Source organism: Bradyrhizobium sp. TM102 (assembly GCF_009176685.1).
GTDB lineage: Bacteria > Pseudomonadota > Alphaproteobacteria > Rhizobiales > Xanthobacteraceae > Bradyrhizobium > Bradyrhizobium ottawaense.
Window position 1 is genome coordinate 1,769,055 of sequence record NZ_AP021855.1, and the last position, 14,523, is coordinate 1,783,577.

At 65.3% G+C, this 14,523-nt stretch carries 11 protein-coding genes and 1 other RNA gene; 5 read left to right on the forward strand and 7 right to left on the reverse strand.

Translation table 11 applies throughout. The features are described from left to right. Positions 1 to 9: 9 nt before the first annotated feature. Positions 10 to 1,017: a type I glyceraldehyde-3-phosphate dehydrogenase gene (gap, locus tag GDN70_RS08275; protein WP_028142027.1), complete on the reverse strand. Its 1,008-nt coding sequence runs from the start codon at positions 1,015 to 1,017 to the stop codon at positions 10 to 12. A 148-nt stretch (positions 1,018 to 1,165) separates the two neighbouring features. After that, positions 1,166 to 3,151: a transketolase gene (gene tkt / locus GDN70_RS08280; protein WP_152102371.1), complete on the reverse strand. Its 1,986-nt coding sequence runs from the start codon at positions 3,149 to 3,151 to the stop codon at positions 1,166 to 1,168. A gap of 385 nt (positions 3,152 to 3,536) precedes the next feature. Between tkt and GDN70_RS08285 the strand changes: the two genes are divergently transcribed. The 5 genes from GDN70_RS08285 (at position 3,537) to GDN70_RS08305 (ending at position 6,208) form a co-directional block, all read left to right on the forward strand. Next, complete coding sequence (locus tag GDN70_RS08285) at positions 3,537 to 3,857, forward strand: DUF4164 domain-containing protein (protein WP_028142025.1); 321 nt, start codon at positions 3,537 to 3,539, stop codon at positions 3,855 to 3,857. Further along, positions 3,854 to 4,237 (forward strand): cell division protein ZapA, encoded by a 384-nt coding sequence (locus GDN70_RS08290; protein ID WP_018318702.1) that lies wholly within the window; start codon positions 3,854 to 3,856, stop codon positions 4,235 to 4,237. The genes GDN70_RS08285 and GDN70_RS08290 overlap by 4 nt, the downstream gene beginning before the upstream one ends. A gap of 242 nt (positions 4,238 to 4,479) precedes the next feature. Then, a non-coding RNA gene (gene ssrS / locus GDN70_RS08295) (6S RNA) lies at positions 4,480 to 4,640 on the forward strand. Positions 4,641 to 4,809: 169 nt separating this feature from the next. Next, complete coding sequence (locus tag GDN70_RS08300) at positions 4,810 to 5,406, forward strand: 5-formyltetrahydrofolate cyclo-ligase (RefSeq protein ID WP_152102372.1); 597 nt, start codon at positions 4,810 to 4,812, stop codon at positions 5,404 to 5,406. Continuing rightward, the gene (locus tag GDN70_RS08305; protein ID WP_028142023.1) at positions 5,384 to 6,208 is read left to right on the forward strand and encodes a TIGR00282 family metallophosphoesterase; all 825 of its coding nucleotides are present in this window, start codon (positions 5,384 to 5,386) and stop codon (positions 6,206 to 6,208) included. Before GDN70_RS08300 ends, GDN70_RS08305 begins: the two co-directional genes overlap by 23 nt. 211 nt (positions 6,209 to 6,419) lie before the next feature. On the opposite strand, the gene GDN70_RS08310 is transcribed toward GDN70_RS08305, so the two are convergent. The 5 genes from GDN70_RS08310 to GDN70_RS08330 form a co-directional block, all read right to left on the reverse strand. Next, positions 6,420 to 7,763, reverse strand: coding sequence for a cytochrome c (locus GDN70_RS08310; RefSeq protein WP_152102373.1), 1,344 nt, complete (start codon positions 7,761 to 7,763; stop codon positions 6,420 to 6,422). Then, the gene (locus GDN70_RS08315; RefSeq protein ID WP_173015769.1) at positions 7,760 to 9,928 is read right to left on the reverse strand and encodes a xanthine dehydrogenase family protein molybdopterin-binding subunit; all 2,169 of its coding nucleotides are present in this window, start codon (positions 9,926 to 9,928) and stop codon (positions 7,760 to 7,762) included. The genes GDN70_RS08310 and GDN70_RS08315 overlap by 4 nt, the downstream gene beginning before the upstream one ends. A gap of 8 nt (positions 9,929 to 9,936) precedes the next feature. Then, positions 9,937 to 10,401: a (2Fe-2S)-binding protein gene (locus tag GDN70_RS08320; protein WP_028142020.1), complete on the reverse strand. Its 465-nt coding sequence runs from the start codon at positions 10,399 to 10,401 to the stop codon at positions 9,937 to 9,939. A 634-nt stretch (positions 10,402 to 11,035) separates the two neighbouring features. After that, positions 11,036 to 12,460, reverse strand: coding sequence for a methyl-accepting chemotaxis protein (locus tag GDN70_RS08325; protein ID WP_028142019.1), 1,425 nt, complete (start codon positions 12,458 to 12,460; stop codon positions 11,036 to 11,038). Positions 12,461 to 12,638: 178 nt separating this feature from the next. Beyond that, the gene (locus GDN70_RS08330) at positions 12,639 to 14,384 is read right to left on the reverse strand and encodes a methyl-accepting chemotaxis protein (RefSeq protein WP_173015770.1); all 1,746 of its coding nucleotides are present in this window, start codon (positions 14,382 to 14,384) and stop codon (positions 12,639 to 12,641) included. Between the last annotated feature and the right edge of the window lie 139 nt (positions 14,385 to 14,523).

The window sequence follows — 14,523 nt, forward strand, 5'->3', positions numbered from 1 at the left end:
AGACCTTGCTTAGATCACCTTCGCGATCGCGACGGCGGTGTCCGCCATGCGGTTCGAGAAGCCCCACTCGTTGTCGTACCAGGACATCACGCGCACCAGCGTGCCGTTCTGCACCTTGGTCTGGTCCTCGTGGAAGGTCGAGGAGTGCGGGTCGTGGTTGAAGTCGATCGAGACGTTCGGCGCGGTGGTGTAGCCGAGGATGCCCTTGAGCTGCTGCTCGCTGGCGCGCTTCATCGCCGCGTTGATCTCCTTGGCGTCGGTGGCGCGCTTGGCGATGATCTTGAGGTCGACGACCGAGACGTTCGGGGTCGGCACGCGGATCGCGACGCCGTCGAGCTTGCCCTTGAGCTCCGGCAGCACGAGGCCGATCGCCTTCGCAGCACCCGTCGATGTCGGGATCATCGACATCGCCGCCGCGCGGCCGCGATAGAGATCCTTGTGCATCGTATCGAGCGTCGGCTGGTCGCCGGTATAGGCGTGGATCGTGGTCATGAAGCCGGTCTCGATGCCGACGAGATCGTTCAGCACCTTGGCGACCGGCGCCAGGCAGTTGGTTGTGCAGGAGCCGTTCGAGATGACCAGGTGCTCCTTGGTCAGCGTCTCGTGGTTGACGCCGTAGACGATGGTGGCGTCGGCGCCGTCGGCGGGCGCGGAGACCAGCACGCGCTTGGCGCCGGCGGTCAGATGCGCGGACGCCTTGTCCTTCGAGGTGAAGATGCCGGTGCATTCCATCGCGATGTCGACGCCGAGATCCTTCCACGGCAGCTTCGAGGGATCGCGCTCGGCGGTCACCTTGATCTTGCCGCCACCGAGATTGATCGAGTCGCCGTCGACGGTCACGGTGCCGGGAAAACGGCCATGGACGCTGTCGAAACGAAGCAGATGGGCGTTGGTCTCGACCGGACCGAGATCGTTGATGCCGACGACCTCGATGTCCTTGCGGCCGGACTCGGCGATGGCCCGCAGGATGTTGCGGCCGATGCGGCCAAAACCGTTAATTCCGACGCGGACTGCCATGCTTCGTCTCCTTCAATGACCGTTGTCATCCCGCACAACGCGCTATGCGCGCCTGCGAGGGTTTTTTAGGGGCGGGCGCCCGGTTCGGCCGGGCGGTGCTTGATCATATGAGAGACTACGTAGTCCTTTTTTGCGGCAAGCTCAACTCTCAGGAAACGCGCTTCAGCACAGCGTTAACCGCGGCCTCGGCGGTAATGCCGAAATGCTTGTAAAGCTCCTTTGCAGGGCCGCTTTCGCCGAAGGAATGCATGCCGATGAATTCGCCATCCTGGCCGATCACGGCATCCCAGCCCCAACGCACGGCGGCCTCGATCGCGACCTTGACCGGCGCGTTGCCGATGATGGCGGCGCGCTTGGCCTCTGGTTGCGCTAACAACAGCTCGAGCGAGGGAACAGAAACAACCCGTGACGCGATGCCGCGTTCGGCGAGCTGCTTCTGGGCGGCGACCGCGATCTCGACCTCGGAGCCGGAGGCGAACAGCGTCGCCTTGGCTTCGCCCTGGGCTGCGACCAGCTCGTAGGCGCCCTGTGCGCAAGGGTTGTCGTTCGGCACGGTGGAGCGCAGCTGCGGCAGGTTCTGGCGCGTCAGCGCCAGCACGGTCGGGCCGTCGATGCGGTTGAGCGCAAGCTCCCAGCACTCGGCGACCTCAATGGAATCGCAGGGACGGAACACGCGCATGTTGGGAATGGCGCGAAGCGCGGCGAGATGCTCGACCGGCTGGTGGGTCGGGCCGTCTTCGCCGAGGCCGATGGAATCGTGCGTCATCACGTAGACGACGCCCGAGCCCATCAGCGCGGCAAGGCGCATCGCAGGACGTGCATAGTCGGTGAACACCAGGAAGGTCGCACCGTTCGGCGCGAAGCCGCCATGCAGGAAAATGCCGTTCATCGCCGCGGCCATGCCGTGCTCGCGAATCCCGTAATGGATGAAGCGGCCCTTCGGCGTCTTGGCCGAGAACGCGGTCGCCGATTTCGCCTTGTTGTTGTTGGAGCCGGTGAGATCGGCCGAGCCGGCCAGGAATTCCATCGGCATCGCGCCGGCGATGACCTCGATCACGGCTTCCGAGGATTTGCGGGTCGCCGCGGTCATCGGCTTTTCCAGCAATTCCTTCTTGTATGCGCGCACGGCCTTTGCGAGCGAGGCGGGACGTTCATGGCGCAGGCGGCGCTCGAACTCGGCGCGCTTGCGGCTGCCGAGCTCGCCGAGCCGGCCCTCCCATTCCTGGCGCGCCGCGGCGCCGCGGCTGCCGGCTGCACGCCACGCCTTCAGCACGTCGTCGGCGACCGCGAACGGCTCGAGCGAGATGCCGAGATTTTCCTTGGCGGCCTTGAGCTCCTCGGCCCCTAACGCCTCGCCATGCACCTTCGAGGTGCCCTGCTTGTGCGGCGCGCCGAAACCGATGGTGGTGCGGCAGGCGATCAGCGTCGGCTTGCCGGATTTCTTCGCGCGCGTGATGGCGTCGGCGATCGCCGCCTGATCGTGGCCGTCGATTCTCTCGGCGGCCCAGCCCGCCGACTTGAAGCGCTTCACCTGGTCGACGGAATCGGAGATCGAGGTCGGGCCGTCGATCGAGATGCCGTTGTCGTCGTAGAGCACGATCATCTTGTTGAGCTTCCAGTGCCCGGCCATCGCGATCGCTTCCTGCGACACGCCTTCCATCAGGTCGCCGTCGGAGGCGAGCACATAGGTGTGGTGATCGACGATCTTCTTGCCGAACTCGGCAGCGAGCATCTTCTCGGCGAGCGCCATGCCGACCGCGGTCGAGATGCCCTGGCCGAGCGGACCGGTCGTGGTTTCGATACCCCTGGTGCGGAAATTCTCGGGGTGCCCCGGGGTCAGCGAGTCGACCTGGCGGAACTGCTTGATCTGGTCCAGCGTCATCTCGGAATTGCCGGTCAAATACAGCAGCGAATAGAGCAGCATCGAGCCGTGGCCGGCCGAGAGCACGAAGCGGTCGCGGTCGGGCCAGGCGGGCGTGGCGGCGTCGAATTTCAGGAATTGCGTGAACAGCACCGTGGCGATGTCGGCGGCACCCATCGGCAGGCCGGGATGACCCGATTTCGCCTTCTCGACGGCGTCCATCGAAAGGCCGCGGATCGCGTTGGCCATACGGGTGTGATCGACCTGCGTCATGTCTGAAATCCGTCTGAAATGAGGCGCTTGGAGGCGGTGTACGCCCGCGCGGGAGGAGCCTGGCGGCCACTGAAGGTCGGGGCTGGGATAGCATCTCGGTTCCGGGAGTCCAAGGCAGTCAAACGCCGATTCGGCCGTAAAAGTTGCCTGCGGCACGCTGCGAAAGTGGCGGCTCCGTTTCGATGCCATCGCGCGGGCAGGAACCCATGGGTCGGGACGATCCGCGCCTGATCTAGCAGTGCATAGTTTCGCGGCGGCGTTGCGCTCGGCTAGCTTGCCACGTAAATTTCTGCTTCTAACCGCTTGCCGAACCGAGTCTTTTGCCGGACGGCACGCCCCAGGAAAAGGCCACTGGGCAAAGGCCACAGGTTCCGCCGCTGACTACATGAACGATCGCGTGTCCAACAGTTCCGCCATGACGGAGTCCTCCGCGGTCGAGATCGAGATCGCGACCCGCAGGCTGATGTCGGCGCTCGACGCGCTCGAAAGCGCGGTCGAGCGGCGGCGCGACGCTGATCGCGACGAGAACGAGCTTGCGGCACGAATCCAGGCGCTCGGCGCGGACCGCTCGCGGCTCGCCGACGAGCTCGACGGCGCGCTGGTGAAGGCGCGCAAGCTCGAGCGCACCAATCGCGAGATTTCCGATCGGCTGGATTCCGCGATCGTCACGATACGCTCGGTGCTCGATACCGGAGAGGACGGATGAGCCACATCAACGTCACCATCAATGGCCGGCAATACCGCATGGCCTGCGAGGAGGGCCAGGAGGTGCGGCTGCTCAAGCTCGCGGAAAGCCTGGAGACGCGGATCCAATCGCTGCGCGGAAAATTCGGCGAGATCGGCGATGCGCGCCTCACCGTGATGGCGGCGCTGACCGTCTGCGACGAGCTGGTCGATGCCGGCAACCGTGTCCGCACCATGGAGCAGGAGCTGACCGAGCTCAGGGACTTCCGCAACGCCGCGGTCGAGCGCGCCAGGATGACGCAGACCGCCGTGGTGAATGCCCTGAACGCGGCGGCCGAACGCATCGAGAAGTCGACCCAGGTCCTGAACCGGACCGTCGGCAACGGGATTGCGATCGGCTGACGTTCACCCTCCCCTGGAGGGGGAGGGTCGATCGCGCGTAGCGCGAGCGGGGTGGGGTGATCTCTCCACACGAACACTGTTGGAGGTGGAGAGACCGTCACCCCACCCCGCTACGCATTTCGCTTCGCTGCATGCGTAGCGACCCTCCCCCTCCAGGGGAGGGTGGCATTGCGAGCGAGGGCCGCGAAAGCGACCCGCTCGCCGGGCTGGCGATTCGTCAGTATCGTTGTTACATTGCCCGGGCGAGGCTGCGACGCGCGTCAGGAGCCATATATCCCCGGGGCCTTATCGATCCTTTAGGGAACTGTCCCTGGCCGGGCCCGTGGGCCCGGACATATGGTGCCCACCTACTTTCGTAGGGAACTCCGGGATCGAGTGCTTCAACGGCGTACGCGGCTTCGCACTTTTGTTTGCTTGGTTTGTGCCTGTTGAAACGACTGCGGCCAGTCAACAGGTGTCATGCCCCGGTTTGGCGGGGCATCCAGTACGCCGCGGCCTTTGTGTGAATCACTGCCGCCTCTGGAATACTGGATCACCGCATTCGCGGGTGATGACGTGGGGGACCAAAGCGCATGCCCAACTCCAAAGCCGAGCTCCGCGCCAAAGCCCTCGCGGCACGCGACGCGCTGAGCGAAAAGAAGCGCAGCGCTGCCGCCGCAAAGCTCGCCAAGCGCGGACTGCCGTTCGATCTCTTGCCCGGCAGCATCGTCTCCGGCTATTCGCCGATCCGCAGCGAGATCGATCCGATGCCGCTGCTGAAGAAGCTCGCCGAGCAGGGCGCAAAGCTGGCGCTGCCTTGCGTCACCGCGCGCGGCCAGTCGCTGATCTTCCGCATCTTCCACCCGAACGATCGCCTGATGCTCGGCCCGCTCGGCATTCCCGAGCCGTCGCCGGCCGCAAGCGAAGTCATCCCGGATGTCATGCTGACGCCGCTGGCGGCGTTCGATCGCCTCGGCCATCGCATCGGCTATGGCGCGGGGCATTACGACTTCACCTTCGCGCATTTGCGCAAGGCCAAGAGTATCGTCGGCATCGGGCTCGCTTTTGCAGCGCAGGAGATCAAGGCGGTTCCGGCACTATCCCACGACGTCGCGCTGGATTATGTGCTAACGGAATCGGACGTGTTCGATTTCCGGAGTTCTGAAGTTGCGCATTCTCTTCGTGGGTGACGTCGTCGGCCGTGCAGGACGCACGGCAATCGCCGAATATCTGCCCGGCATGGTCAAGGACTGGTCGCTCGATTTCGTCGTCGTCAACGGTGAGAATTCCGCGGGCGGCTTCGGCATCACGGAAGCGATCTATCAGGAGTTTCTCGACGCCGGTGCCGACGCGGTCACGCTGGGCAACCATTCCTGGGACCAGCGTGAAGCCCTGGTGTTCATCGAGCGTGCCGAGCGCCTGATCCGGCCCGCGAACTATCCGCGCGGCACGCCCGGCCGCGGCGCAGCCCTGGTCGAAACCAAGAACGGCAAGCATGCGCTCGTCGTCAACGCCTTGGGCCGCGTCTTCATGACCCCGTTCGACGATCCCTTCGCGGCGCTGGAGCGTGAGCTCGGCGCCTGTCCGCTCGGCGTCGCTGCGGACGCCATCGTCGTCGACTTCCATTGCGAGGCAAGCAGCGAGAAGCAGGGCATCGGCTTCTTTTGCGACGGCCGCGCCAGCCTCGTCGTCGGCACGCACACCCACGTGCCGACCGCCGACCACCAGATCCTCGCGGGCGGTACCGCCTACATGACCGATGCCGGCATGACCGGCGACTACGATTCCATCATCGGCATGCAGAAGGAAGAGCCGCTGCGCAGGTTCACGTCGGGGATTCCGTCGGGACGGTTCGAGCCGGCCGCGGGCGCGGCGACGCTGAGCGGCGTCGCCGTGGAGACGGATGATGTCACCGGCCTCGCGCTGAAGATCGCGCCAGTGCGCGTCGGCGGAAGGCTGGAGCCGGCGACGCCGAAGTTCTGGTTGAGCTGAGTAGCGGCGCGTCAAACTCAGTGTCGTCCCCGCGCACGCGGGGACCCCATACCCACAGGGAGAAGTGTGAGGCAAAGCTCCCACTCCGAATTCTCGCCAAACCACTCCCTGTGGGTATGGGTCCCGGATCTGCGCTTCGCTTGTCCGGGACGACAGCGGAGATTGACACGCGCGATTGCGCATCAATCTCGCTGCAAGTACCGCCACCGTACTACTCCGCCGTCTGTCCCCGCAGCTCCGCGACATCCTTCGCCGTCAGCTTCGAGCCCTTCGTCCCGAACCGCGCCGTGACGTAGTTCGCCACCGCCGCGATCTCGTCGTCCGTGTAGGCGTTGCCGAACGCCGGCATCGACAGCGCGCCATCGGGCGTGTGGCGCTTGGTGCCTGACAGCACGATCTGCGCGACGTTGGTGGCGGCGGGGTCGTTGACGGCCCAGGTGCCGGTCAGCGTTGCCATCGGCGAGACCGGGCTCTCGCCGCTCCAGCCGTGGCAGCTGGCGCAGGCGCTGGCGAACACCTTCTTGCCGCGTGCGTCCGCCGTGATGCCGTCCTTGTGCGAGGCGGGGGCGACGGGTGCCGTGGTGGCGGGCAGGTCGGGCGAGGGCACCGGCGGCACGCTGCGCAGATAAGCAACGATGCTGCTGATGTCCTCTGGCGCGAACTGGCTAAAGCTGTGGTCGACGGCTTCACCCATCGGGCCCGAGGCCGAGCCGTGGCCCGGCGCATGGCCGAGCGACAAATACGAGATCAGATCCTGGTCGCTCCAATTGCCGAGACCCGTCGCCTTGTCGGAGGAGATGTTGAAGGCGCGCCAGCCCGCCGTGATCGCGCCGGCGAACTTCTTGCGGTTATCCAGCGCAAAACCGAGATTGCGCGGGGTGTGGCATTCGCCGCAATGCGCCAGCGCTTCGACAAGGTACGCGCCTCTGTTCCATTCCGGGCTCTTCGAAGTATCAGGCGCAAAGCGCGTGTCCGGATTGAACACGGCCGACCAGGCAATCATGGCCCAACGCTGGTTGAACGGGAACGACAGCGTATTCTCCGGCGCCTTCGCGCGCACCGCCGGCAGGCTGAACAGATAGGCCTTCACCGCCAGCACGTCCGCGTCGGTCATGAATGTGTAGGACGTGTACGGCATCGCCGGATAGAGCCGGGCGCCGTCGCGACGCTGGCCGTGCTGGACCGCGTTCAGGAAATCCTGGTCGCTGTAATTGCCGATGCCGGTGTCCTTGTCCGGCGTGATGTTGGTGGAATAGAGCGTGCCGAACGGCAGCTTGAAGGCGAGCCCGCCCGCATAATCCTTCTCGCCGGGCTTGGTGTGGCAGACCATGCAGTCGGCCGCCTTGGCGAGATATTCACCGCGTTCGACCAGGCTCGCTTTCTCCAGCTTGGCCGGCACGCCGGTCGGCTTGCCGGCGCGGTAATCCGTCAGCGCCACCTTCGTGCCGCCCGCGAAATCGAGCGGGCCGGGCCCGCGGATGATCCAGACGCCGAGCCCTGCTGCGAGGATGGCGATCGCAGCGACGCTTGTGAGGATACGCATCTTCCCGCTCATGCCTTCTTCCCCGCAGCCAGCAGTTTTCGGTCAATGGGCAGGCGCCGCAGCGCCACGCCGGTTGCGGCAAGAATCGCGTTGCGCAGCGCCGGCGGTCCGGCGTTGACGCCGGCCTCGCCGATGCCGCCGGGCGCCTCGCCGCTCTTGACGACGATCACCTCGATCTTCGGCGTCTCGTTGATGCGCATCATGCGATAGTCGTGGAAGTTCGACTGCTGCACGCGGCCCTTGTCGATCGTGATCTCGCCATAGAGCGCGGCGGTGAGGCCGAAGATCAGCCCGCCCTCGATCTGCGCCTTCACGGTGTCGGGGTTGACGGCAATGCCGGTGTCGACCACCGAGGTGATGCGGCGGAGCACGATCTCGCCGATGTCGTCGATCTCCGCCTCCACCACGGTCGCGATGAAGCTCGCGAATGACGGCTGCACGCAGACGCCGCGGCCGACGCGCGGAGGCAGCGGTTGAGCCCAGCCGGATTTCTCCGCGACCTGGTTGAGCACCGCGAGCATGCGCGGGTTCTTGGTCAGCATGGACTTTCGGAACTCGATCGGGTCCTTGCCCGCCTTGCGCGCGAGCTCGTCCATCGCGCATTCGACCGCGAACACGTTGTTGTTCGGGCCGACGCCGCGCCAGAAGCCGGTCGGCACCGACAGCGGCTCGGCGCGGACATATTCGACGTGGAAATTGGCGAAGTCGTAGGGTGCATCGACCGCGGCATCGATCGCGTCGATGTCGATGCCCTTCTGGAACGCCGGCGGCAGCCAGCGCGCCAGCACGGCGGAGCCGGCAACCTTGTACTTCCACCCCGCGACCTTGCCGTCGACCAGCGACGCAGTGATCTGGTCGCGATAGACCGGACGGTAGACGTCGTGCTGGATGTCCTCCTCGCGGGTCCACACCACCTTAACGGGGTAGTCGACCTGTTTTGCGATCTTCACCGCCGCGATCACCATGTCGGGTTCGAGCTTGCGGCCGAAGCCGCCGCCGAGCAGATGGTTGTTGACGATGACCTTGTCGACCGCAAGCCCAGCGGCCTTCGCCGCCTCCGACTGCACGCGCGTCATGATCTGCGTGCCGGTCCAGATCTCGCAGGAATCGGATTTGACATGGACGGTGGCGTTGATGGGCTCCATCGATGCATGCGCCAGGAACGGCAGCTCGTAAGCCGCCTCAAACTTGTCGCCGCTCGCCAGCGCCTTGGCGATGTCGCCGTCGGATTTGGCGACCGCGCCGTCCTTCTGGCTGGCCTTGCGCAGATCGTCCCAGACATCCTTCGTGGTGATCGCAGCGTTGGGTCCCTCGTTCCACTCGATCTTGAGGGCTTCGAGGCCCTTCTTGGCCGCCCACATGTGATCGCCGATCACGGCGACCATGTCGTCGAGCACCACGACCTTGCGCACGCCAGGGAGCTTCACCGCGGCGCTGTCGTCGACCTTGCCGACCTTGCCGCCGAACACGGGGCAGGCGGCGACGGTCGCGAACTTCATGCCGGGCAGGATCGCGTCGATGCCGTAGACGGCCTTGCCGTTGACCTTGTCGGGCGTGTCGAGCCGCTTCAGCGGCTGGCCGATGATGACGAAGTCCTTGGGGTCCTTCAGCGCGACATCCTTCGGCGGGGTCTGTCCCTGGGCAGCGAGCGCCAGCGCGCCGTAAGCGAGCTTGCGGCCGCTGGCTTCATGCGCGACCTCGCCCTTCGACGCCGTGCAGCTCGCGGGCTCGACGCCCCATTGGGCGGCCGCGGCCTGCACCAGCATCGCGCGCGCGGTGGCGCCGGCCTTGCGCAGCGGCGTCCACCAGGCCCGGATCGAGTTGGAGTTGCCGGTGACCTGCAGGCCGAAGGTCGGATTGCCGTAGAGCTTGTCGTTCGGCGGGGCGTGCTGCACCTCGACCTTGCTCCAGTCGGCATCCAACTCTTCGGCGAGCACGGCGGAGATCGAGGTATAGGTGCCCTGGCCCATCTCGACCTGCGGCATCATCAGCACGGTGCGGCCGGTCTCGTCGATGCGGATGAAGGCGTTGGGCGCGAACTTGCCCTCGGTTGCATCGGGCGGCTGCACCGGTTCGTTGACGGCCGCGCGCAGCGGCAGATGGAAGGCGAGCAGGAAACCGGTGGCGAGACCGCCGGTCAGCAGCGCGCGGCGGGAGACGCTGTTATGTGCATTCATGGTGGACCTCAGGACTGACGGCCGTTGGCGGCCTGCTTGACGGCCTCGCGGATGCGGACATAGGTGCCGCAGCGGCAGATGTTGCCGGCCATCGCAGCGTCGATGTCGGAATCGTCAGGATTGGGCGTAGCGGCCAGCAATGCGGCGGCCGACATGATCTGGCCGGACTGGCAATAGCCGCACTGGATCACTTCGAGGTCGAGCCAGGCCTTCTGCACTTTCGCGCCCGCAGGCGTGCTGCCGACATGTTCGATCGTGGTGATGGCGCGGTTCTCGACCGCGCTGACCGGCAGGACGCAGGAGCGCACGGCCTTGCCGTCGACATGCACCGTGCAGGCGCCGCATTGCGCGATGCCGCAGCCGAACTTGGTGCCGGTCATTCCGAGGATGTCGCGCAGCACCCACAGCAGCGGCATTTCAGGCGGCGCATCGAACGATTTCGTTTCGCCGTTGATGGTGAGAACAGTTGCCATATGCATCCCCTTGCTCGCTCGATCGCTTACGTCGATCTAGTCAGCCAATTCGCGCGCGACAATGAAGCGTCGCAATCTCCGGCAATGCATATTTGCGCTGCTGACGCGTCAGCCCATGACGTTCACGAATTTGTGCGGCGCTCGCTGCCAGCGTTTTGGGCTAATTGATATGATAATCGTCATGTTTTGATGCTTTTTCGGCGCGCGCGTCGTCGATCACCGCAGATTGTCGTGCGGATGCGCAAAATCATGCGATGACGAAAGTCGTGCGATTGGGAAAGTTTCGTGACCGGAGAGCCGCGCGACGGCGAACCTCGCCTGCGGCCCATCCTTCGAGACGCCCGCCTCCGGCGGGCCCTCAGGATGAGGACGGAGTCCGCAGCAGCAGTTTCAACCGGACACCGGTGCAGTGAAGCCTCATCCTGAGGAGCCCGCGTGAGCGGGCGTCTCGAAGGACGAGGCGCTTGCTCCGGCCTTGCCAAGCTCAGATGCCGAACTTCGGAATAATAGCATTGTGCCCTTGTTTTGCCCGACGAGTCAAAACGGGCCGGAGGCTGCCGGCGTAAGCCATTGATTTCGGACGCCCCGGCTACTGTGCATGGGGTTGTTTTTCAGATTTTTGACTGAGCGGCCCTCAGCTCTGCCGGAAACCCATCCGGAAGGCGCCCCAACGCTTGCCGCGGATCACGATCGGCGAGGACAGGTCCTTCATCAGCACGAACTGCCCGCCGCCCATGTCGCGCCGGTAGGTCTGGAGCAGGAACGGCTTGGTGTTCGCCGCGACCTTCTGCACTGCCCGATCGTTGAACAGGCGGCGGTTGCGGCAATTGGCGTTGTTCCAGACCGGGTCCTTGCCCTGCGGCAGGCGGTAGTTGGGGTTGTGGGTCGGCAGATAGCCGCCCTTGGCCCAGGCGACACAGAACACGATGCGGGGATCGGATTTCTGGATCGGATCCTGGATCGCGGGCAGCACGCGGTCGGTGAAGTCGACGTAGCTGGTGAGGTACTGCTTTGGATCGGTGCCGGGAATTTCGCGATACGTCTCGTCCATGAGCTGGTCGAGCGTGATGTCGCCGCGATCGATCGCGGCCTCGAATTCGGTCGAGATCCGCTTCGCGGTCTCGACGACGATTCGGATCAGCGGTGCGTCCGATGTCTCGACGCCGCTGTCGGCGATCAGCGCGATCAGGCCTTCGGAGGTGTCGAGCAGCTTTGTCACGCGCTGATCGGCGCTCTTGAGATCGCGCGAGGAGAGGTCGACGCCCTTGGCGAGTTCGTTCAGCTCGCTGATGACGGTGTCGCAATGTCCGAGATTGGAGGTCGCCGCGCGCGTGACGCTGCCGATCTCCGCCTCCACGGAGGCGAAGCCCTGCTGAACCCGCGAGATGATGCCGGAGATCTGCTGGGCGCCTTCGCCGGCGGTCTTGGCGCGCTGCGAGGCGTCGCTGCTCTCGCCGATCAGGCCTTCGATCTGGCCGTCGAGATCGCGCACGGTGTCGGAGATCTGGTGCGTGGCTTGGCGGGTGGCTTCCGCGAGGTTCTTCACCTCGCTTGCCACCACGGCAAAACCGCGACCGGCATTGCCGGCGCGGGCGGCTTCGATGGTTGCGTTCAGCGCCAGCAGATTGGTCTGCTTCGCGATCGCCTCGATCGAGCCGGAGACTTTCGCGACCTGCGCCAGCGCCGAGCCGACGGCGCTGAGGCGCGCCTCGATGCGCTCCACCGCCGCGACGAGCTCGGAGATGTGGTTGACCGCGGTGTCGACGGCGCTGCGCGATTGCGCGATCTCGCCAACCGCCGCGGACGTGGTGGTTTGCACGGCCTGCGATGCATTGGCGATATCGTGGTTGGCCGAGACCATCGTCTCGGCGGTCTCCTGGAGATGGTGGAACCGTTCCGACTGGTTTGCGACGCGATTTGCGACTTCCTGGACGTTGCCGGCGATATCGGCGAGTTCCACGCCGAGGCCGCCGATGCGGTCGGCAAGCTGATCGATCAGCCGCTCGGCCAGCGTGCGATTGGAGCCGGTGTCCATGACTGCAAGTTGTACGACGGACATGTTCGATGAGTCCTCCAGTCAGAGCCGCACCCCGGCTCACGGCGGCATTCCCATTCCAATTCAGCTTAAAAGGATGATTCGCGGTCGGCGTCTTGCCTGAGCGTGCACTCAGGCGCAATTCGCGCCTTATTTCTCTATTCCGCTCGAAAAATTGCGGGACATTTTTTCGGACCAGGCTCTAGAGCTTGTAGGCCGTGCGGAATCCACCCCAGTGCCGGCCCTGCACGCGGATCGGAACGTCGATCTCGCGCATCATCACCGTATTCCCATTGCCCATGTCGCGCGCATAGCTCTGCACCAGGTACGAGCGCAGGTTGCGTGCGGCCGCCAACCCCGCCGGGTCGTTGAATATCCTGCGGTTGCGACTATTGGCTGTGTTCCAGGCGACGTCGCCCGGCCGCTGCGGGTGCGAATAGATCTTGTTGTGCACCGGCAGGAAGCCGTTGCGGTCGACCATGGCGCAGAACGCCAAGCGCTGGTCCTTGGCCAGAAAGACCTCCTGGAACGGCGGCAGCGCGCGGTCGGCCCAGTCGAGATATTTCGTGCGGTATTGCTGCGGATTGGTCCCGGCGATTTCGGCGTAGTCGGTGTCGAACAGGTCGTCGATTCTGATTTCGCCGCGGGCAACGGCCTGCTCGAAGATCTGGGTCAGCGCGTTGCCCGCTTCCATGGCGCGGGTGACGAACTCCGTGTTCTCTTCGTGGATCGCCCAGAGCCTGTCCTCGATTTTTTCGCGGAGCTCGGCATTGGGGCTGGCGAATTGCGCGCGGGCACCGGCCTTGGATTGCTCGACCACGCGCAGGCGGCAGGCGCCGACGGCTTCGAGGGTGCCTTCGATCATCGCTTGCGGTGCAAGCCGGCCTGCATCCGCACCGCCGATCAGCACGCCGTCCATCGAGATTTCATAGACCGGCATCACGCCGCGCGGGCTCTCGAACTTGAGATGGCAGGGCAGCCGTTCGGTCTTGCGGCGGTCGTCGTGCTCGCTCTGGCGGAGCAGCACGGCGCAGCGCGATTTCAGCTTCTGTGCGAAGGTGGTGACGGCTTTGCCGGCACTGGCGACGTTCTCGCCGTGGCTCTCGGCGGCCTTGGTCGCGGCATCGATCTCGGCTGCGCTCTCGCCGACCGAGACGATGAACTCCGAGGCGCTGGCGGCGTTGCCGGAGACTTCGCTGGTGGTGGCGTTCTGTTCGGCGACCGCGCCGTTGACGGTCTCGAAGACCGGGCGGATCGCCTCGATCGCCTGCGAGATGCGGTGCACGGCATCCGCAGAGCCGGCGGCGTCGCGCTGCAGTGCGTCGATCTTCTTGGTGATCTCTTCCGTCGCGCCTTGCGTCTGCACCGCGAGGGCCTTGACCTCGGTTGCGACGACCGCAAAGCCTTTTCCGGCAGCGCCTGCGCGTGCGGCCTCGATCGTCGAGTTGAGCGCGAGCAGCGTCGTCTGCCGCGCGATCTGCGCGATCAGGTTGACGACATTGCCGATGGCGGCGGAGGATTCGCGCAAGCGATCGACATTGGCGCGGGCTTCCTGCGCCGCGGCGCTGGCCTCGTCGGCGAGCTTGCCGGCCTCGCGAACCTGCGCTCCGATCCCCAGCGCCGACTGGGTGAATTTGTCGGCGGCATGGGCGAAGGTCGAGGCGGTTGATTGCGCGGCATTGGTCCGGCCGGTCAGGGCGTCGGTGCGGTCGCGGATGGCGGCAAGCGTCGATGCGGTCGCTTCGGCGCCGCCCGCCACCGAATTGGCGGCGCGCTCGAGCTGGCGGATCATCGCGCCGAGCTCGAGTTCCAGTAATTCCAGGATCTCCCGCGCCGAATCACCTTCGGCTGGGGCGGGCTCGGACTGGGTCACCGGCGGCGCGGCCTCTGCGGCTGCCACCGGCGCGGCCATATCCGGCAGACGCTTCCGAAATAGTCCGAATGCCATCAGGTCTCTCTTGTCGGGGGACGCTCGGAGGTTATTTTCGCAGGCTGGAATGAAGTCAGGGTTAACGATGCCTCACCTCTAGGCAGGGGCCTGTACGGTGTTACCTTAAAGTATCCGAGACCCTTTCATTCCGGTGGGT

Excerpts from the sequence above, each read along its gene's own strand:
- gap (WP_028142027.1), bottom strand. The coding sequence starts at position 1,017 with ATGGCAGTCCGCGTCGGAATTAACGGTTTTGGCCGCATCGGCCGCAAC.
- tkt (WP_152102371.1), bottom strand. The coding sequence starts at position 3,151 with ATGACGCAGGTCGATCACACCCGTATGGCCAACGCGATCCGCGGCCTT.
- GDN70_RS08285 (WP_028142025.1), top strand. The coding sequence starts at position 3,537 with ATGAACGATCGCGTGTCCAACAGTTCCGCCATGACGGAGTCCTCCGCG.
- GDN70_RS08290 (WP_018318702.1), top strand. The coding sequence starts at position 3,854 with ATGAGCCACATCAACGTCACCATCAATGGCCGGCAATACCGCATGGCC.
- GDN70_RS08300 (WP_152102372.1), top strand. The coding sequence starts at position 4,810 with ATGCCCAACTCCAAAGCCGAGCTCCGCGCCAAAGCCCTCGCGGCACGC.
- GDN70_RS08310 (WP_152102373.1), bottom strand. The coding sequence starts at position 7,763 with ATGAGCGGGAAGATGCGTATCCTCACAAGCGTCGCTGCGATCGCCATC.
- GDN70_RS08315 (WP_173015769.1), bottom strand. The coding sequence starts at position 9,928 with ATGAATGCACATAACAGCGTCTCCCGCCGCGCGCTGCTGACCGGCGGT.
- GDN70_RS08320 (WP_028142020.1), bottom strand. The coding sequence starts at position 10,401 with ATGGCAACTGTTCTCACCATCAACGGCGAAACGAAATCGTTCGATGCG.
- GDN70_RS08325 (WP_028142019.1), bottom strand. The coding sequence starts at position 12,460 with ATGTCCGTCGTACAACTTGCAGTCATGGACACCGGCTCCAATCGCACG.
- GDN70_RS08330 (WP_173015770.1), bottom strand. The coding sequence starts at position 14,384 with ATGGCATTCGGACTATTTCGGAAGCGTCTGCCGGATATGGCCGCGCCG.